The 19,707-nt window shown below is 55.4% G+C and carries 19 protein-coding genes; 13 read left to right on the plus strand and 6 right to left on the minus strand.

The genetic code is table 11. The features are described from left to right. The first annotated feature begins 25 nt into the window (after positions 1–25). The 7 genes from aroK (at position 26) to trpS (ending at position 6,455) form a co-directional block, all read left to right on the plus strand. Positions 26–547, plus strand: coding sequence for a shikimate kinase AroK (gene aroK, locus AM410_RS08770; RefSeq protein ID WP_003861630.1), 522 nt, complete (start codon positions 26–28; stop codon positions 545–547). A 57-nt stretch (positions 548–604) separates the two neighbouring features. Beyond that, complete coding sequence (gene aroB, locus AM410_RS08775) at positions 605–1,693, plus strand: 3-dehydroquinate synthase (protein ID WP_032680151.1); 1,089 nt, start codon at positions 605–607, stop codon at positions 1,691–1,693. Between the two features lie 92 nt (positions 1,694–1,785). Continuing rightward, positions 1,786–3,105, plus strand: a complete 1,320-nt coding sequence (gene damX, locus AM410_RS08780) for a cell division protein DamX (protein WP_032680152.1) — start codon at positions 1,786–1,788, stop codon at positions 3,103–3,105. Between the two features lie 67 nt (positions 3,106–3,172). After that, complete coding sequence (gene dam, locus AM410_RS08785; protein ID WP_014171946.1) at positions 3,173–3,985, plus strand: adenine-specific DNA-methyltransferase; 813 nt, start codon at positions 3,173–3,175, stop codon at positions 3,983–3,985. Positions 3,986–4,026: 41 nt separating this feature from the next. After that, complete coding sequence (rpe, locus tag AM410_RS08790) at positions 4,027–4,704, plus strand: ribulose-phosphate 3-epimerase (RefSeq protein WP_014885523.1); 678 nt, start codon at positions 4,027–4,029, stop codon at positions 4,702–4,704. Next, positions 4,697–5,458 carry a phosphoglycolate phosphatase gene (gene gph, locus AM410_RS08795; RefSeq protein WP_020884582.1) on the plus strand — a complete coding sequence of 254 codons (762 nt, stop codon included), beginning with the start codon at positions 4,697–4,699 and terminating at the stop codon, positions 5,456–5,458. Before rpe ends, gph begins: the two co-directional genes overlap by 8 nt. Next, positions 5,451–6,455: a tryptophan--tRNA ligase gene (trpS, locus tag AM410_RS08800; RefSeq protein WP_032680154.1), complete on the plus strand. Its 1,005-nt coding sequence runs from the start codon at positions 5,451–5,453 to the stop codon at positions 6,453–6,455. The genes gph and trpS overlap by 8 nt, the downstream gene beginning before the upstream one ends. Positions 6,456–6,555: 100 nt before the next feature. Here trpS and AM410_RS08805 read toward each other — a convergent pair whose 3' ends face one another. The 4 genes from AM410_RS08805 to nirB form a co-directional block, all read right to left on the minus strand. Continuing rightward, the gene (locus tag AM410_RS08805; RefSeq protein WP_020884583.1) at positions 6,556–6,726 is read right to left on the minus strand and encodes a YhfL family protein; all 171 of its coding nucleotides are present in this window, start codon (positions 6,724–6,726) and stop codon (positions 6,556–6,558) included. A gap of 145 nt (positions 6,727–6,871) precedes the next feature. Next, on the minus strand, positions 6,872–8,245 hold the full coding sequence (gene cysG, locus AM410_RS08810) for a siroheme synthase CysG (RefSeq protein WP_020884584.1): 1,374 nt from the start codon (positions 8,243–8,245) through the stop codon (positions 6,872–6,874). Between the two features lie 136 nt (positions 8,246–8,381). Continuing rightward, complete coding sequence (gene nirD, locus AM410_RS08815) at positions 8,382–8,708, minus strand: nitrite reductase small subunit NirD (RefSeq protein WP_020884585.1); 327 nt, start codon at positions 8,706–8,708, stop codon at positions 8,382–8,384. Next, a complete protein-coding gene (gene nirB, locus AM410_RS08820) occupies positions 8,705–11,248 on the minus strand; it encodes a nitrite reductase large subunit NirB (protein ID WP_073397621.1) in 2,544 nt (847 codons plus the stop codon). Before nirB ends, nirD begins: the two co-directional genes overlap by 4 nt. Positions 11,249–11,488: 240 nt before the next feature. On the opposite strand from nirB, the gene AM410_RS08825 reads away from it, so the two are divergent. Then, positions 11,489–12,805: a cytosine deaminase gene (locus tag AM410_RS08825; RefSeq protein ID WP_032679098.1), complete on the plus strand. Its 1,317-nt coding sequence runs from the start codon at positions 11,489–11,491 to the stop codon at positions 12,803–12,805. Positions 12,806–12,809: 4 nt separating this feature from the next. Here the strand turns inward: AM410_RS08825 and tsgA are convergent, their stop codons facing one another. After that, on the minus strand, positions 12,810–13,994 hold the full coding sequence (tsgA, locus tag AM410_RS08830; RefSeq protein WP_073397619.1) for an MFS transporter TsgA: 1,185 nt from the start codon (positions 13,992–13,994) through the stop codon (positions 12,810–12,812). 278 nt (positions 13,995–14,272) lie between these two features. Here tsgA and ppiA point away from each other — a divergent pair, with 278 nt between their 5' ends. The 5 genes from ppiA (at position 14,273) to argD (ending at position 17,613) form a co-directional block, all read left to right on the plus strand. Further along, positions 14,273–14,845, plus strand: a complete 573-nt coding sequence (gene ppiA, locus AM410_RS08835; RefSeq protein WP_014171936.1) for a peptidylprolyl isomerase A — start codon at positions 14,273–14,275, stop codon at positions 14,843–14,845. 107 nt (positions 14,846–14,952) lie between these two features. Further along, positions 14,953–15,120 (plus strand): YhfG family protein, encoded by a 168-nt coding sequence (locus AM410_RS08840; protein WP_014171935.1) that lies wholly within the window; start codon positions 14,953–14,955, stop codon positions 15,118–15,120. Beyond that, positions 15,110–15,712 carry a putative adenosine monophosphate-protein transferase Fic gene (locus tag AM410_RS08845; RefSeq protein ID WP_025202869.1) on the plus strand — a complete coding sequence of 201 codons (603 nt, stop codon included), beginning with the start codon at positions 15,110–15,112 and terminating at the stop codon, positions 15,710–15,712. Before AM410_RS08840 ends, AM410_RS08845 begins: the two co-directional genes overlap by 11 nt. A 30-nt stretch (positions 15,713–15,742) precedes the next feature. Next, on the plus strand, positions 15,743–16,306 hold the full coding sequence (gene pabA / locus AM410_RS08850; protein ID WP_073397617.1) for an aminodeoxychorismate synthase component 2: 564 nt from the start codon (positions 15,743–15,745) through the stop codon (positions 16,304–16,306). 86 nt (positions 16,307–16,392) lie between these two features. Further along, entirely contained in the window at positions 16,393–17,613 is a 1,221-nt protein-coding gene (gene argD / locus AM410_RS08855) for a bifunctional acetylornithine/succinyldiaminopimelate transaminase (RefSeq protein ID WP_171032977.1), read from the plus strand. Here the strand turns inward: argD and AM410_RS08860 are convergent. Beyond that, entirely contained in the window at positions 17,610–19,697 is a 2,088-nt protein-coding gene (locus tag AM410_RS08860) for a YccS/YhfK family putative transporter (protein ID WP_073397615.1), read from the minus strand. The genes argD and AM410_RS08860 overlap by 4 nt on opposite strands. Between the last annotated feature and the right edge of the window lie 10 nt (positions 19,698–19,707).

Here is a 19,707-nt window from a genome sequence, read left to right on the forward strand (position 1 = left end):
GAATAGTCTTAGTAGTACCGATAAAATGGCAGAGAAACGCAATATCTTTCTGGTTGGGCCTATGGGTGCCGGCAAAAGCACTATTGGGCGTCAGTTAGCTCAACAACTCAATATGGAATTTTACGATTCTGATCAAGAGATTGAGAAACGAACCGGAGCTGATGTGGGCTGGGTTTTCGACGTAGAAGGCGAAGAAGGTTTCCGTGACCGAGAAGAAAAAGTGATCAACGAACTCACGGAAAAGCAGGGCATTGTTCTGGCAACAGGCGGTGGCTCTGTCAAATCTCGCGAAACCCGCAACCGTCTCTCCGCCCGTGGCGTAGTGGTCTATCTCGAGACGACCATCGAAAAACAGCTGGCACGTACGCAGCGCGATAAAAAGCGCCCGTTGCTGCAGGTTGAAACGCCACCACGCGAAGTTCTGGAAGCGTTGGCCGATGAACGCAATCCGCTGTACGAAGAGATTGCTGATGTGACCATTCGTACTGACGATCAGAGCGCTAAAGTGGTTGCAAACCAGATTATTCATATGCTGGAAAGCAACTGATTCTGGCTTTATATACAATCGCCTGCGGGTAAAAGCATTAAAGGTGGATGTCGCGTCATGGAGAGGATTACAGTTACTCTCGGGGAACGTAGTTACCCAATCACCATCGCGGCTGGTTTGTTTAACGACCCAGCTTCCTTTTTACCACTGAAAGCGGGTGATCAGGCGATGCTGGTCACCAATGAGACGCTGGCTCCGCTTTATCTCGACTGCGTTCGCCACCTGCTTGAACAGGCGGGCGTTAAAGTCGACAGTGTGATTCTGCCCGATGGCGAGCAGTATAAAAGCCTGGCGGTACTGGATACCGTCTTTACCGCATTGCTGCAAAAACCGCATGGTCGCGATACAACACTGCTTGCCCTGGGCGGCGGTGTTGTGGGCGATCTGACGGGCTTTGCGGCTGCAAGTTATCAACGTGGTGTGCGTTTTATTCAAATCCCTACCACGTTACTGTCTCAGGTCGACTCTTCTGTCGGCGGCAAAACGGCCGTTAACCATCCGCTCGGTAAAAATATGATTGGCGCGTTCTACCAGCCGGCATCGGTGGTGGTGGATCTCGACTGTCTGAAAACCCTACCGAAACGCGAGCTGTCTTCTGGCCTGGCTGAAGTGATCAAATACGGCATTATTCTGGATGGCGAGTTCTTTGACTGGCTGGAAGAGAATATGGATGCGTTGCTGCGCCTGGATGAGGCGAAACTGGCTTACTGCATTCGTCGTTGTTGTGAGCTGAAAGCGGAAGTTGTCGCTGCAGACGAGCGTGAAACGGGCTTACGTGCTTTACTGAATCTTGGGCATACGTTTGGTCACGCGATTGAAGCCGAAATGGGTTACGGTAACTGGCTTCACGGTGAAGCAGTCGCTGCCGGAATGGTAATGGCTGCCCGAACTTCTGAACGTCTGGGGCAGTTTAAACCGGAAGAGACGGCACGCATCATCACGCTGCTTGGGCGTGCGGGCTTGCCGGTAACCGGGCCGAAAGAGATGTCGGCACAAGCGTATTTACCCCACATGATGCGCGATAAAAAAGTATTGGCAGGTGAGATGCGTCTTGTACTCCCGCTTGCAATAGGGAAGAGTGAAGTACGCGGCGGAGTGCCGCATGATGTGGTTCTTGGCGCTATTGCTGACTGTCAGCAGGCGTAACAACTAGAAAGGTCAGGCCACTGTTACAGGTGGTCGTTTAGCTTCAGGCGAAATGCAAAGTCGTTGGCATAAGCCTTTGAGTGGGGTGTTAAATGGATGAATTCAAACCAGAAGACGAGCTGAAACCCGATCCCAGCGATCGTCGTACTGGTCGTTCTCGTCAATCTTCAGAACGTGATAACGAGCCGCAGATCAACTTTGACGATGTTGATCTGGATGCAGACGATCGTCGCCCTTCGCGTAGCCGCAACGCGCGTGATGAGCGAGAAGAAGAGGGTTATGAGTCCGAAGAAGATTCAATGGACGAAGAGCCTGTAGAGCGTCGCCCACGTAAACGTAAAAAAGCCGCTGCGCAGAAACCCGCCTCCCGCCAGTACATCATGATGGGACTCGGCGTTCTGGTGCTCGTGCTGCTGATTGTCGGTATTGGTTCTGCGCTAAAAGCGCCTTCGACCCCTTCCGGTGAGCAAGCGGCATCCACTGAGAAGAGCATCAGCCTCTCTGGTAACGATGCGACCGATCAGGCGAATGGTGCGCAGCCAGCGCCGGGTACCACCTCCGCCGAGCAGACTGCCGGAAATACAACACAGCCGCAGGATGTTTCTCTGCCGCCAGTTTCTTCTACCCCCGCACAGGGTCAGGCACCTGCCACGCCGGAAGGCCAGCAGCGTGTAGAAGTTCAGGGCGACCTGAACAATGCCCTGACGCAGCCGCAAAATCAGGCGCAGGTGGACAATGCCGTGGTTAACTCTACGCTGCCAACTGAACCTGCGACCGTTGCACCGATCCGCGGTGGTAACGCTCAGCCGCAAACGGCTGCAACCGAAACCAAACCGCGCCAGACGCAACCTGCGACCCGTCCTGAACGTAAGCAGGCTGTGATTGAACCTAAGCGTGAAACCAAACCTCAGGCAGTCGTCAAAGCGCCTGAAGTGAAAGCGCCAGCTCAGACAAAACGTACTGAAACGGCCACGGTGAGCGAACCGGCAAAAGCACCGGTTACGCAGACAGCACCGAAAGCAACGGCGACCACCACGGCACCGGCTGCCACTTCGGCACCAGCTGCAACTGCACCTACTGCACCTGCAGCAACGGCAACAACCAGCGCCGCAGCAGGCAAGACTGCAGGTAACGTCGGTTCGCTGAAGTCAGCCCCGTCCAGCAATTACACGCTGCAGCTGAGCAGTTCGTCTAACTATGACAACCTCAACGGTTGGGCGAAGAAAACGAATCTGAAAAACTATGTGGTTTATCAGACCACCCGTAATGGTCAGCCGTGGTACGTGCTGGTAAGTGGCGTTTATGCTTCAAAAGATGAAGCGAAACGTGCTGTCGCAACGCTGCCAGCCGACGTTCAGGCGAAAAACCCATGGGCTAAGCCAATTCATCAGGTTCAGGCTGATCTGAAGTAATGTTTAAAGCGCAGGATGCTGTCGGAGCTTTCTCCACAGCCGGAGAAGGTGTAATCAGTTAGTCAGCATGAAAAAAAATCGCGCTTTTCTGAAATGGGCAGGGGGGAAATACCCCCTGCTTGATGATATTAAAAAGCACCTGCCGAAAGGCGAGTGTCTTATCGAGCCCTTTGTGGGCGCTGGATCGGTATTCCTGAATACCGATTTTTCTCGTTATATCCTGGCGGATATCAACAGCGACCTCATCAGCCTCTACAACATCGTCAAGCTGCGGACCGACGAGTACGTGGAAGAGGCTCGGAAGCTGTTTACACCCGAGCACAATAATCCGGACGTTTACTACCAGTTCCGCACTGAGTTTAATCAGAGTCAGGATCCGTTCCGCCGGGCGCTGTTGTTCCTCTATCTCAATCGACACGGCTACAACGGTCTGTGCCGGTATAATCTTCGTGGTGAATTTAACGTGCCGTTTGGCCGTTATAAGCGTCCGTATTTCCCACAGGATGAGTTGTATCACTTTGCTAAAAAAGCGCAGAATGCCGAATTCCACTGCCTCTCCTATGAAGAGTGCATGGAGCTGGCTGGTGTAAACTCGGTGGTCTATTGCGACCCGCCTTACGCACCGCTGTCCGCGACGGCAAATTTCACCGCTTATCACACCAACAGCTTCAGTCCGGCCGAGCAGGCCCGTCTGGCGGAGATGGCGGAAAAGCTGGTCAGCAAAAGAATTCCGGTGTTAATTTCGAATCACGATACCCCTGATACGCGCGAATGGTACAAAGCCGCGAAGCATTTTCAGGTTAAAGTGCGGCGTAGCATAAGCAGCAACGGCGGCACACGTAAAAAGGTGGACGAACTCCTGGCGCTTTATCGCCCCTGAGCCGTTTTGCCCGCCGGTAAACACATTTCAAGGAGATGCGGATGAAACAGTTTTTGATTGCTCCCTCAATTCTGTCGGCCGATTTTGCCCGCCTGGGTGAAGACACTGCAAAAGCACTCGCGGCGGGCGCGGATGTCGTCCATTTCGACGTTATGGATAACCACTACGTTCCTAATCTGACCATTGGCCCGATGGTGCTTAAAGCGCTGCGTAACTACGGTATTACCGCGCCGATTGACGTTCATCTGATGGTGAAACCGGTTGACCGTATCGTGCCTGATTTTGCCGCTGCGGGAGCCAGTATCATCACCTTCCACCCTGAAGCGTCTGAACATGTGGATCGCACGCTGCAGCTCATCAAAGAGAATGGCTGTAAAGCGGGTCTGGTTTTCAACCCGGCTACGCCGCTGAGCTATCTCGACCATGTGATGGATAAGCTGGATGTCATTTTGCTGATGTCCGTTAACCCGGGCTTTGGCGGTCAGTCGTTTATCCCTCATACGCTGGATAAACTGCGTGAAGTGCGCCGTCGTATTGATGAGTCAGGTTACGACATTCGTCTGGAAGTCGACGGTGGCGTAAAAGTGAATAACATTGGTGAAATTGCGGCAGCGGGCGCGGATATGTTCGTTGCAGGTTCAGCGATTTTCGACCAACCGGATTACAAAAAAGTCATTGATGAAATGCGCCGTGAACTGGCGAAGGTAAGTCATGGATAAATTGCAGGCAACACGGGGTATCGCATTTGACCTCGACGGCACGCTGGTCGACAGCGCGCCGGGCTTAACCAGCGCCGTAGACCAGGCGCTGTATGCTCTTGAACTGCCCGTTGCGGGCGAAGAGCGTGTCATCACGTGGATTGGCAATGGCGCCGATGTCCTGATGGAGCGCGCGTTGACATGGGCCCGCCAGGAGCGTGTGTCCCAGCGTTCCGCACAGGGTAAACCGAGCGTGGATCATGCGGATATCCCGCAGGAAGAACAGCTGCGTATCCTGCGTAAATTGTTTAATCGTTTCTATGAAGAGACGGTCGAAGAGGGCAGTTTCCTGTTCCCGGATGTCGCAGAAACGCTGAGTGCGCTTCATGCCAACGGCATTCCGCTGGGACTGGTGACAAACAAACCGACACCTTTTGTCGCCCCTCTGCTGGAAGCGCTGGACATCGCAAAGTATTTTTCCGTCATTGTTGGCGGTGATGATGTGCAGAACAAAAAGCCGCATCCGGAACCGTTACTGCTGGTGGCAGGAAAATTATCCTTAACGCCCGCGGAGCTGCTCTTTGTCGGTGATTCCCGCAATGATATTCTGGCTGCCAGGGCGGCGGGTTGTCCTTCAGTGGGATTAACCTATGGCTACAACTACGGTGAGGCCATCACGCTGAGTGAGCCGGACGTCGTGTTCGACCACTTCAAAGATTTGTTGCCCGCACTCGGGCTTTCGCACAGTGATAATCAGGAATTGAATAATGACTAAGCCCATCGTTTTTAGTGGCGCACAGCCGTCAGGTGAATTGACCATTGGTAACTACATGGGTGCGTTACGTCAGTGGGTCAGCATGCAGGATGATTACCATTGCATTTACTGCATCGTAGATCTGCATGCTATCACTGCACGTCAGGATCCTGAGAAGCTGCGTAAAGCCACCCTGGACACCCTGGCGCTGTATCTGGCCTGCGGAATTGATCCTGAGAAGAGCACCATTTTCGTTCAGTCTCACGTTCCAGAGCATGCGCAGCTGGGCTGGGCGCTAAACTGCTACACCTACTTCGGCGAACTGAGCCGCATGACGCAGTTCAAGGATAAATCCGCGCGCTACTCAGAAAACATCAACGCCGGTCTGTTTGATTACCCGGTACTGATGGCAGCAGACATTCTGCTGTACCAGACCAACCAGGTGCCGGTTGGCGAAGATCAGAAACAGCATCTGGAACTGAGCCGCGATATCGCCCAGCGCTTTAACGCGCTGTATGGCGACGTGTTCAAAGTGCCTGAGCCGTTCATTCCAAAATCCGGCGCACGCGTAATGTCGCTGCTGGAGCCAACCAAGAAGATGTCCAAGTCTGACGATAACCGCAACAACGTTATCGGCCTGCTGGAAGACCCGAAATCGGTGGTTAAAAAGCTCAAGCGTGCGGTGACCGACTCCGATGAGCCACCTGTTGTGCGTTACGACGTGCAGAACAAAGCGGGCGTCTCCAACCTGCTGGATATCCTCTCCGGTGTGACGGGTCAGAGCATTCCTGAGCTGGAACTACACTTCGAAGGCAAGATGTATGGTCACCTGAAAGGGGAAGTGGCGGATGCTGTTTCCGGCATGCTGACCGAGCTGCAGGAGCGTTATCACCGCTACCGTAACGACGAAGCTTTCCTGCAGAAAGTGATGAAAGAGGGCGCGGAAAAAGCCAGTGCCCGCGCGTCTGAAACCCTTAAAGCGGTGTACCAGGCGATTGGGTTTGTGGGTAAACCGTAACCCTGTTTTGTCGGGTAAGCATGAGCGCTCCCCGACAAAAAACGCGCTGAGCCAGACAAAAAACCGGGACATTCCCGGTTTTTTTACGCCTGAAAAACGCTTACTGCTGTGCGGCCGGGCCGCAGCCACCGATGATCTTAGAAATGGAAATTGCCGGGTGCAGCAGGTAATCATAGCTGCAGTTATTTTTGGTATTTTGAACGTGACCGGTGCAGGCGGTCAGAGTCGATAACATGCCTACCAGAACGGCGGCTTTTGCCAGTTTAAACATACGCATTCCTTGTCTGAAAAACCGAAAATTGGATCTAACGTGAGGGAATAAATGGAAAAATTCCATTTCGCGGGCGGTATGTTATCGAGAGCGGTAAGAGGGGAGTAGTCCGCATAAGGACTACTCCGGGAAGGGGGAATATGCGTTAGTGATTCGAGAACCAATTCAGTTTATCGCGCAGCTCCACCACGCGTCCGACAATAATCAGCGCCGGGCTTTCAACCTGCTGTGCCAGCTCACCTAACTGGGTCAGCACGCCGTTCACCACGCGCTGCTTAATGGACGTGCCGTTTTCCACCAGCGCGACGGACATATCCTCTTCCATGCCGTGCTCAAGCAGTTTGGCCTGAATGGTCGCGGCCTGGTTTAACCCCATATAGAACACCAGCGTCTGTTTTTCGGCGGCCAGGTTATGCCAGTCCAGCTCACTGCCGGTTTTCAGGTGTCCCGTCACCAGGCGTACGCTCTGGGCATAGTCACGGTGGGTCAGCGGAATGCCCGAGTAAGCTGAGCAGCCGGAGGCTGCCGTGATGCCCGGCACCACGGAAAACGGAATACCCGCGTTGCACAACGTTTCCAGCTCTTCACCGCCGCGACCAAAGATAAACGGATCGCCACCCTTGAGGCGCACCACGCGTTTTCCTTTTTGCGCTTCGCGCAGCAGGATCTGGTTAATCTCCTCCTGCGGCACACAGTGGTACCCGGCACGTTTACCGACAAATACGCGGTCAGCATCGCGGCGGACCAGGTTCATTATCTCATCGGAGACCAGACGGTCATAAACCACAATATCCGCCTGCTGGATCTGCTGCAGCCCTTTCAGCGTCAGCAAACCGGCATCGCCCGGGCCGGCACCCACCAGCACCACTTCACCACGATGATCCAGCGGCTCGCAGAGCAACTGCGCCGTCGTCTCTTCCACCGCTTTATGATCCTGATTCGCCAGCGACTGGGCCAGCCTGTCATTCACAAAGAATTTTTCCCAGAAGCGACGGCGTTCGCCCACGGTCGCGAAGGTTTGCTTAACCCGGGAACGCAGCTGCCCGGCATAGTGGGCAATCTGGCCAAGATGCTGCGGCAGGATGGCTTCCAGTTTTTCCCGCAGCAGGCGGGCCAGAACGGGAGAGCGGCCGCCGGACGATACCGCAATCATCAGCGGCGAACGGTCAATGATCGACGGCATGATAAAGCTGGCTTCCTTCGGAGCATCCACCACGTTACAGAAGATGCGGCGCGCTTCACAGGCGTCGCTGACGCGCTGATTCACTTCATCGTCATCCGTGGCGGCAATGGTCAGCCAGCAGGTATCAAGCAGGGATTCATTAAACCCCCCCTGCACCAGCGTGAGCATCCCTTCTTTTTCCCAGGCCTCAAACTGCGGGGCAAAAGCCAGGGCGTTAACGGTGAGTCGGGCTCCTGCTTCTAACAGCAAGCGCGCTTTGCGTTCAGCCACATCGCCGCCGCCTACAAGCAGACAGTCGCGATGGCGTAATTGACAGAAAATCGGCAGGTGGTCCACGACATTACCTCACAGCATTCAAGGAGGGGGTAAGAAATTGAGGTCAGGATAACAGCAGGAATCGTACAGAACATACGGTTTTTCCTGCCGTTACCCATAAGGGGTCATAAGCTTTTCATATTGAAAAGGCGAGAGATTAGCCTTTCAGCTGCACCTTACCGTCCTTCACGCGGACATCGTAGGGCTTCACGGAATAATGCTCATCTTCCATGCAATACCCGTCGCGTAAACGAAAACGCTGTTTCTTCAACGGGCTGGCGACCCAGAGTTCACCCTGATGCTCCGCGATTAATCCCCGGGACAGGACACTGGCCTCAAAGAACGGGTCGATATTGCTGATGGCAAAAACCTGTTCATCATGGCGAGGGCGGAATATCGCGACCTGCTCGTTACCCAGCAGGGCACAGACCCCGGTGGCAGGCAGAATGTCGTTAATGTTGCAGATGTTTACCCACTGGCTCATGCGTTTTCCTCCACCAGAGTCACCGGAATACGTTCATAAGGTGTCGCCGGACGATGCTGCTCGCGTTCTGCCACAACCTGCACATTCGGGTCGCGCTGAGTGCTGTTGATAAAGTGTCTGAAGCGAGTCTGCGCCGCCGGGGTGTTGACGGTTTCAGTCCACTCGCAGATCACCGCCTCGCGCAGGCGCGCCATTTCCGCTTCCAGATGGTCGTTCAGGCCCAGTTTGTCGTCAATGATGACCGATTTCAGGTACTCGATGCCGCCTTCCAGGTTATCGAGCCAGGACGCGGTACGGGTCAGCTTATCGGCGGTACGGATGTAGAACATCATAAAGCGGTCGAGATACTGAATCAGCGTATCGCGGTCGAGGTCTGCAGCCAGCAGGTCTGCATGGCGTGGTTTCATGCCGCCGTTACCACAGACGTACAGGTTCCAGCCTTTCTCGGTGGCAATGATACCCACATCTTTACCCTGCGCTTCCGCACATTCGCGGGTACAGCCGGAGACGCCAAACTTCATTTTGTGCGGTGTACGGATGCCTTTGTAGCGGTTCTCCAGCTCCACACCGAAGCCGACGCTGTCGCCTACGCCGTAGCGGCACCAGGTGCTGCCCACACAGGTTTTTGCCATACGCAGCGCTTTCGCGTAGGCGTGGCCGGTTTCGAATCCCGCGTCAATCAGCTGACGCCAGATTTCAGGCAGGTCATCTTTTTGTGCACCAAACAGGCCGATACGCTGAGAGCCGGTGATTTTGGTATACAGGTTAAATTCGCGCGCGATACGGCCAACGGCGATCAGCCCTTCCGGGGTGATTTCGCCACCGGCGGAGCGTGGGATGACGGAGTAAGTCCCGTCTTTCTGAATGTTCGCCAGGAAGTTATCGTTGGTATCCTGCAGCGGCGTATGTTCTGGTTTGAGAACGTACTCGTTCCAGCAGGAGGCCAGCAGGGAACCCACGGTAGGTTTACACACTTCACAGCCATAACCCTGACCGTGTTTCGCCAGCAGTTCGTCGAAGGATTTGATGCCTTCCACGCGGATCAGGTGGTACAGCTCCTGGCGAGAGTAAGCGAAATGCTCGCACAGGTTATTGTTGACTTCGATACCCTGTTTCGCCAGTTCTGCGTTCAGAACCTGTGTGACCAGCGGGATACACCCACCGCAGCCGGTACCGGCTTTGGTTTCTGCCTTCAGGGCCGCGACGGTATGGCACCCTTTATTGATGGCCGAAATCAGCATGCCTTTGGTCACATCGAAGCAGGAGCAAATCTGCGCGCTGTCGGGCAGTTTATCCACGCCGATGGACGGCTTACCGCTGGACGCATGCGCCGGAAGGATCAGCGCGTCCGGGTTTTCCGGCAGTTCGATGGCGTTCAAGACCAGCTGAAGCAGGTTACCGTAGTCGCTGGTATCGCCCACCAGCACCGCGCCGAGCAGGGTTTTGTTGTCCTGACTGACGATAAGACGTTTGTACACCTCTTTGCTTTCATCGAGGTAAACATAGCTGCGTGCGCCCGGCGTGCGGCCATGCGCATCGCCAATACCGCCTACGTCTACGCCCAGCAGTTTCAGCTTGGCGCTCAGGTCAGCCCCTTCGAAGGCGTTCTGGTTGCCGAGGATATGGTCAACGGCAACCTGCGCCATTTTGTAGCCAGGCGCGACCAGACCGTACACGCGGTTGTTCCAGCTGGCGCATTCGCCGATGGCGTAGATATCCGGGTCGGAGGTCTGGCAGGTATCGTTAATCATGATCCCGCCGCGCTGAGCGACGGCCAGACCGCACTGGGTGGCCAGCTTGTCGCGCGGGCGAATACCGGTAGAGAAGACGATGAAGTCCACTTCCAGTTCGCTGCCATCGGCAAAGCGCATGGTTTTCCGCGCTTCGGTGCCTTCCTGCACAATCTCTTTGGTATTTTTGCTGGTGTGAACCTTCACGCCCATGCTTTCGATTTTACGGCGCAGCTGGTCACCACCCATGTGGTCAAGCTGCTCTGCCATCAGCATGGGGGCAAATTCGATGACGTGGGTTTCAACACCGAGGTTTTTCAGCGCACCGGCGGCTTCCAGACCCAGCAGCCCCCCCCCGACCACGGCGCCACGTTTACTGCGGCGTGCACATGATTCGATCGCATTGAGATCTTCGATGGTACGATAAACGAAGCAATCCTGCGTTTCCGAGCCTTTGATCGGCGGGATCCACGGGTACGAGCCAGTCGCCATGATCAGCTTGTCGTAAAAAACCGTACGTCCGGCGCTGGAGTGGATCACTTTTTCCTGACGGTTGATGGTGATAGCGCGTTCGCCCACCAGCACTTTCACGCCATGCTTCTCGTAGAAACCATCGCGCACCAGAGAGAGCTCTTCAGCGGTATGATGGGAGAAGTAGGAAGACAAGTGCACACGGTCGTACGCCTTGCGGGGTTCTTCACAGAACACGGTAATATCGAACTGGTTAGCATCGGCTTTATCGAGAAGATCCTCAATAAAGCGGTGGCCGACCATGCCGTTACCGATGATAGCGAGTCTGACTTTGCTCATTTTTGCCTCGATTTCTTTTCTATTACTGCCTACCTTAACGATTCAGCAGGGGCACTTATTGATGCAAATCAAATACGCCTTCGCCTACTCCTTAGGTGGTATATGACTGATTTGTCAGGATTTTTATAAGTTGTGGAAATCGCTGGCTTTTCGAGGTCGCCGATTTTGTGTACAAATTAAGGGGCGCGTTGTCAAAAATGCGTACTCCCAAATTTCAGCCGCGTTTTTCAGGGGAAAGGCATGTCTACAACACCGCTTGGGCTTATTCAGAATGTTCGCTTACCGGGTCGCGAAGGGCTGTGGCAAATCGCCATTGAGCAGGGTCGTTTTGGTGGCATAACGCCGATGGGCGATACCGAAGACGAAAACGTAAGAATCTTAAACGCGCGTGGCGGCCTTGCCATCCCCCCGTTTATAGAACCGCATATCCACCTTGATACCACCCAGACGGCAGGCGAGCCGAGCTGGAACCAATCCGGTACGCTGTTTGAAGGCATTGAGCGCTGGGCGGAGCGTAAGGCACTGCTTAGCCATGAGGATGTAAAAGCGCGCGCCTGGAAAACGCTGAAAGGGCAAATTGCCAACGGTATTCAGTTTGTGCGCACCCACGTGGACGTCTCTGACCCGACGCTCACCGCCCTGAAGGCCATGCTGGAGGTGAAGCAGGAGGTTGCGCCGTGGATCACGCTGCAAATCGTGGCGTTCCCGCAGGAAGGCATCCTTTCTTACCCGGACGGCGCGGCGCTGCTTGAGGAGGCGTTGAAGCTAGGTGCCGATGTGGTCGGGGCAATCCCGCATTTTGAATTCACCCGCGAGTATGGCGTGCAATCGCTGCACATTGCCTTTGAACTGGCGAAGAAATACGACCGTCCGCTGGATATCCACTGCGATGAAATTGACGATGAGCAGTCCCGATTTCTGGAAACGGTGGCCACCCTGGCTTATGAATCAGGGATGGGCCCGCGGGTCACGGCCAGCCATACCACGGCGATGCACTCCTATAACGGGGCATACACCTCGCGGCTTTTCCGCCTGCTGAAGATGTCAGGCATCAACTTTGTCGCCAATCCACTGGTGAATATCCATTTACAGGGACGCTTTGACGATTATCCCAAACGACGCGGGATTACCCGAGTGAAGGAGCTGCTGGAGGCGGGGATCAACGTCTGTTTCGGGCATGATGATGTCTTCGACCCGTGGTACCCGCTTGGCACCGGCAATATGCTGCAGGTACTGCATATGGGGCTGCATGTGTGTCAGATGATGGGGTATTCGCAAATCGACAACGGTTTGAACCTGATAACCCACAACAGCGCCCGAACCTTCGGCCTGACGGATTACGGTATCGAAACGGGAAATCTGGCTAACCTGATCGTGCTGCCTGCGGAGAGCGGGTTTGAGGCGGTGCGCTGCCAGGTGCCGGCGCGCTGGTCGATTCGGGAGGGGCGAGTGATTGCCACGACGCAGCTTGCGCAGACGTGGATCAAAATGGACGACGTTGCGGAAGAGCACATCTTCACGAAAAACAGCCCCTTCGCTGAGCGCAAAGGGGCGTAGGGGATCAGTGGGACGCCGCTGCCGTATTATGCTGGCGGTGGCGGGTCACAAAGCCCAGAACCAGGCACATCACAAACACCACCGCGTACAAACCGTTAGCGGTATGCAGCGCGGCCAGCGGGCCGCTGTGGGCGACGATCGGGCCGGTGACCACGAAGGTCAGCATGGTACCGATGGTGCCGCAGGTCAGCACGAAGTTCACCAGTTTCGGTGACGCCACTTTGGTCTGCAGAGAGCCCAGCGTAATGATAGAGGTGTAAATCGCACTGGAGAAGAAGCCCAGGGTCAGGATGAACCACGGCATATGCTCCGGTGAACCGTTAATGAACAGGTACATCAGCACGGTTGCCATGCCTGCCAGCACGGTCAGAATGCGCTGCAGGTCGAAGAAGCGCAGGATGAAGCTAAACGCCCACATGCCGAACATGTAAGACATCCAGAAATCGCTCACCAGTTTACCCGCGTCGTTCAGGCTCATGCCCAGGCTTTTGGCGTATTCCGGTACCCAGGAGATAAAGCCCAGCTGACCGAGGATGTAGCACAGTGCGGCAACGGAGAGGAACAGTACGCCGATACCCCATTTCTCTTTCGCGACCGGCTCGTCCGTGGATTGCGCTTTTTTGCCCAGAACCGGGAATTCACAGCCGAAGGTCAGAATAAAGATTGCCACGTAGACCAGACCGATACAGGCATAAACCCAGTACCACTCAATGCTGCGTGCCAGCAGAACGGCCGCTACCATCGGGAAAATCATCCCCGCCATGCTGAAGAAGGAGTCGGTAAACAGCAGACGTGCGCCACGCTGACGGCCTTCATACATGTGGGTAATCAGGAACGTACCGATGGACATCGTAATACCGCTCACCAGACCCAGCACAAACATGGCGGCAGAGAACAGAGCGATGCTGTGGCTCACCATTAAACCCGCTACCGCGGCGACCATCAGCACGAAACCAAAACGCAGCTGCGTTTTCAGTGGAACAATTTCCATCAGCCAGGCATTCAGGAAAATGGAGATCAGGATCCCGGCGTTGAGGAAGGTAAAGGTGTTACTCATGCTGGAAACGGGCAGCTGGAAGTAGTCTGCGATATTACCCATCACCATCCCGGTGACGATCACCAACGCGCCGGTCAGGGCGTAGGAGAAGAAGCTGATCCATGTGAGCTTGATACGATTGCTGTTAGTCATGTCTGGCCTGTTCAGGAAAAGAAAAGCGCCCGAGGGGCGCTGAGAGCGGGCAGATTTTAGACATTAAAGTGATCCATTCATATCTTTTAAGAGAAATTCGAACACTATTGCAGGTTTTTATGTGATTCAGATCACATCAATAGACTTCATAACCAATCGTTTGCGTGGTTACAACTGTTTCAATTTCGTAAAATTAGGTAAAAGGCTGGTCTCCGTTCATACTGCTCTTTAGAATCAAGCCATTCGCTTTTTATACTGCGCTTTGTTAAGGAATTCTCATGCTCAAATCAACGCTGGCGGCTGTCGCAGCTGTGTTTGCTCTTTCTGCCGTTTCCCCTGCTGCGCTGGCAGCCAAAGGAGACCCTCACGTTCTGCTGACCACCTCCGCCGGGAATATTGAGCTGGAACTGAATAGCCAGAAAGCTCCGGTTTCTGTGAAAAACTTCCTCGACTACGTGAATAACGGTTTCTATAACGGCACCACATTCCACCGTGTGATCCCGGGCTTTATGGTGCAGGGCGGTGGTTTTAACGAGCAAATGCAGCAAAAGCAGCCTAACGCACCGATTAAAAATGAAGCGGATAACGGCCTGCGCAACACCCGCGGTACCATCTCTATGGCGCGTACGGCAGATAAAGACAGCGCCACCAGCCAGTTCTTTATCAACGTGGCGGATAACGCCTTCCTCGACCACGGTCAGCGCGACTTCGGTTACGCGGTCTTCGGTAAAGTGGTGAAAGGGATGGATGTGGCTGACAAGATTTCTCAGGTGCAGTCCCATGACGTTGGCCCATACCAGAATGTGCCGACGAAACCGGTTGTGATCCTCTCTGCAAAAGTTCTGCCGTAACCTTCTTTGACACGGGCGCTTCTCGCCCGTGTTTCGCTCCCCTCCCTGCGAAAGCGCGTTTTGCTGCTTATACTTGTGGCACACGGACATCTTCAGGGAGGCGTTAAGTGAAAAAACTCACCGATAAGCAAAAATCCCGTCTCTGGGAGCAGCAGCGAAACAGTAATTTCCAGGCCAGCCGCCGCCTTGAGGGGGTTGATAGCCCGCTCGTTACGCTAAACGCCCAGGATGCGCAAAGCCGTCTTGAAGAACTCAGGAGGCACTATGAGCGATAAAATCGGTGACGATCGTGACCCGTATCTCTACCCGGGTCTGAATGTGATGCGTAACCGTCTGAATATCCGCCAGGCTGACCGTCTTGCAAAGGCATCCTATGAGATCACCGCGCTGCGGGTGGCGACGCTCGGCTTAGGCCCGTCGGCGCCGGGGTTGCCGCATCTCTGTGCAATCCACCGCCACCTTTATCAGGATATTTTTGACTGGGCGGGCGATATCCGCGAAATCGATATTTATCAGGGCGACACCCGCTTCTGCCACTTCGCCTACATCGAGAAAGAGGGCAATGTCCTGATGCAGGATCTCGAGGAAGAGGGGTATCTCAACGGTCTGCAGAAAGAGGAGTTTGTGGCCCGCCTGAGTCACTACTACTGTGAGATCAACGTGCTCCATCCCTTCCGGATTGGCAACGGTATCGCTCAGCGGATCTTCTTCGAACAGCTCGCCATCCATGCAGGCTATCAGCTGAGCTGGAAAGATATCGACCCGGGCAAATGGGCGGCGGCCAACCAGAGCGGCGCAATGGGCGATTTAACGGCCCTGAACGCCATCTTTGCCAAAGTAGTGAGCGAAGCGCGGGAAACTGAGTAGAATAGGGCGGCACGTTTTTCTGGAGCCGCCATGATTCTGCTGATTGATAACTACGATTCCTTCACCTGGAACCTTTACCAGTATTTTTGTGAACTGGGTGCAGAGGTGGTGGTCCGCCGCAACGACGACATCAGCCTGGCCGAAATCGACGCGCTTGCCCCGCAGAAAATCGTTATCTCGCCGGGGCCCTGCACGCCGTCGGAATCGGGCATTTCGCTGGATGTCATTCATCATTACGCCGGTAAGCTGCCCATTCTTGGCGTCTGCCTGGGCCACCAGGCCATTGGGCAGGTGTTTGGTGCCACCATTGTGCGCGCCGCCAAAGTGATGCATGGCAAAACCGCGCCGGTGACCCATACCGGCACGGGCGTGTTTATGGGGCTTAATAATCCGCTTACCGTGACGCGCTACCATTCGCTGGTCATTGACCCGTCAACGCTGCCGGAATGCTTTGAGGTTACCGCCTGGAGCGATACCCGGGAGATCATGGGGATCCGACATCGTGAATGGGACCTCGAAGGGGTGCAATTCCACCCGGAGAGTATCCTCAGCGAGCAGGGACACCAGCTGCTGGCAAATTTCCTCAATCGTTGAATAGTGGTTGCCTTGCTGTGATTTTTTATGCATATTTTGTGATTATATTTTCACAATCACTGTGACATAAAATGGATGGTCATGACATGGCAACTGAACAATCTGCAATTACCCGCGCGACATTCGATGAAGTCATTCTGCCGATTTATGCACCGGCTGAGTTTATCCCGGTAAAAGGGAAAGGCAGCCGAGTCTGGGATCAGCAGGGGAAAGAGTATGTTGATTTCGCCGGTGGGATTGCGGTGACGGCGCTGGGTCATTGCCATCCTGCGCTGGTGGAGGCGCTGAAAACCCAGGGGGAAACCCTGTGGCATACCAGCAACGTCTTTACCAACGAACCGGCGCTGCGTCTGGGCCGCAAGTTAATCAGCGCGACCTTCGCCGAACGCGTGCTGTTTATGAACTCCGGTACCGAAGCGAACGAAACCGCCTTCAAACTGGCGCGCTACTATGCCTCCACGCGCCACAGCCCGTACAAAACCAAAATCATTGCTTTCCACAACGCCTTCCACGGTCGCTCGCTGTTTACCGTTTCCGTCGGTGGACAGCCAAAGTATTCCGACGGTTTTGGACCAAAACCGGCCGATATTATCCATGTGCCGTTTAACGATCTGCATGCGGTAAAAGCGGTAATGGATGACCACACCTGTGCGGTGGTGGTGGAGCCGATCCAGGGAGAGGGCGGCGTAACGGCTGCCACGCCTGAGTTCCTGAAAGGGCTGCGCGACCTGTGCGATGAGCATCAGGCGCTGCTGGTATTTGATGAAGTGCAGTGCGGGATGGGCCGTACCGGCTCCCTGTTTGCCTACATGCATTACGGCGTGACGCCGGATATTCTGACCAGCGCCAAAGCGCTCGGCGGCGGCTTCCCGGTCAGTGCGGTATTAACGACGCAGGAGATTGCCTCCGCGTTCCACGTGGGTTCCCACGGCTCCACATACGGCGGTAACCCGCTGGCGAGTGCCGTCGCGGGTGCCGCGTTCGACATTATCAACACCCCTGAGGTTCTGAGCGGCGTCAACGCGAAGCGTGAGCTTTTCGTGAAGCATTTGCAGCAGATTGATGACCAGTATGACGTCTTCAGCGAGATCCGCGGGATGGGGTTACTGATCGGCGCGGAGCTGAAGCCACAGTACAAAGGCCGTGCGCGCGATTTCCTGCACGCCGCCGCCCATGAAGGGGTGATGGTGCTCAATGCCGGGCCGGACGTGATGCGCTTTGCGCCGTCGCTGGTGGTCGAAAATCAGGACATTGAAGACGGGTTAAACCGTTTTGCCGCGGCGGTCGCGAAGATCGTAAACGCTTAAGACTCCGTTCGCGTTAAGCGACGGGTTAACCATATCCCATGGTGAGGGCGCTGACGCCATGCTACCGACGAAATGGTGTGCATGGTGTTCAGATGCCCGAGAACGCGCTGCAGATGCTGCTCCAGGGTACTCATTGGCCCGTGGGTGAGCGTCTCTGGCGCCTCCAGAATGTTCGAATCCCCTGACTCGCCAGGCGCGTCATACTCGAGTCGCTGCTGACACCGCTGCAGGGCAATCTCACACGACTGCAGGTAGCGCTGCGCCAGATCGGGCGTCAGCATCGTATGTTCCCGCGCCAGCGTGGTCATGGCGTTGATATGCTCAACGATAAACTGGCTGTGCGTCACCCAGAGCTTCATGTCCGCCAGATAGTGCGAGTTAAAGCCGGGCTCCTGCATTGCCTGATTCAGCGAGTTAAACAGGGCGTTATGCGCCTGGTTGACCTTCATCCGCTGATACGCCAGCGGGGAGGGCTGCGGGTCGTCACTCAGGATCAGGCGAATGGCCTGCTGGTCGGCCTCCAGCGCATCGTGGGCGTTCTGTCTGAGCAGCCCGCTTTGCCACTGAGGCCACAGCCAGACCATGCCGCCAAAGGCAATCAGGCAGCCAATCAGGGTATCGACCAGCCTGGCGATAATAAACTGCTCGCCGTTGAGCGTGAGCAACTGCAGGGTATACACCGCCGTTACCGTAAAGCCCACCATCGCCCAGCCGTAGTTTTTGCGGATGATCAGGTAGCTCACCATCGTGATCACCAGCATCCCTGCCAGCGTATAGCCTTCCGGCACGTGAAAGTGCAGCGTAACGCCCGCAATGATCAGCCCCGCCATCGTTCCGCCTGCCCGGTGCAGAATGCGCACCCGCGTCGCGCCATAGCCGTTCTGGGTGACAAACAGGATGGTCATTAAAATCCAGTACGGTTTGGGCAGATGCAGCGCCATGCCCATCAGGCTGGCAATGCTCAGCATCACGCTAATTCGCGCGGCGTTGCGCAGGGCAGATGATTTAAGGGAGAGGTAGCTTCTGAGCGCCGGCAGCAGCGGCAGGCGTTTTTGTTTGTCGGCCATCAGGTCGCGCGGATAAAGCGGACGCTGGGTTCGTAACACGCGGGCGATACGGCTGAAGTGCCAGGCGGCAAACTGACCCACCGGGTTGTCTTCATGCTGACGGGCAATCTTCTCCAGCGCGCCGAGCTGTTTGTCCATGTTAAAGCGCGTGGGGTTGCGGTGATACAGAATATCGTCAGCCAGCACCCGAAGGCGCGCGGAGACGGTTTGCGCGTTCCAGCGGATCACCGCTTCGGCATGGCTGCGCTCGACCAGTTTTTGCACCTCCTGCGGCTGGTGCAGGCTCACGGAGATATGCTCCTGTAAGTCCAGCCCCACCTGGAAGACGCGCAGCAGCCGCTTATATTCGTGGTTCTTATTGGCGGCGAGCATATGCAGCTGTTGATAACACTGGCTTATCAGGTCCACCACCTTTTGCTGACGCGTCAGCAGCGGCGGCAGTGATTTTTCTGGATCGGTATGCTGGGTGAGCAAGGTGTATTTGGCTTCACAGTAATCCGCCAGCTGCACGTAGAGCAGGCTCAGGGATTCCCGCAGCGGCTGTTCCCGCCACAGCCAGAACCAAAACCAGTTAAACAGCCCGTACCACAGCGTACCGAGGGCGTAGATCAGCAGCGGCTCCCACACCGGCATGTTGCCCGCAAGGCTCAGCGTGAAGATGGCGGCAATCAGCGACGCGGGAAGCAAACGCGCGTGCAGTGAGCTGATTTCAGCGGTTACGCCCAGGGTCATCGCCAGGACGGTGAGGATCAGCGGCAGCGGGATATCGCGGGCCAGCAAAAGCTGCACGGCGAGGCTACAACCCGCAAACAGCGAGCCGCCCACGATCAGCCGTTTGAAAAAGCGCTTATGCGGTGTATCCAGACCGGCAATGTTGCAGCAGGCGGGAACGAGAGAGAAGAGCAGACCTTGCTGAAGATGGCCCAGAATCAGGCCCACGGCCACAGGAAGGCACAACACCAGCGTTTGTCGCAGTGCGTAGTTAACTTCCGGGTGATAAATCAGCCTGCGCCACATGGGGAATAGA

Source organism: Enterobacter cloacae complex sp. FDA-CDC-AR_0164, assembly GCF_003071645.1.
Lineage (GTDB): Bacteria > Pseudomonadota > Gammaproteobacteria > Enterobacterales > Enterobacteriaceae > Enterobacter > Enterobacter ludwigii.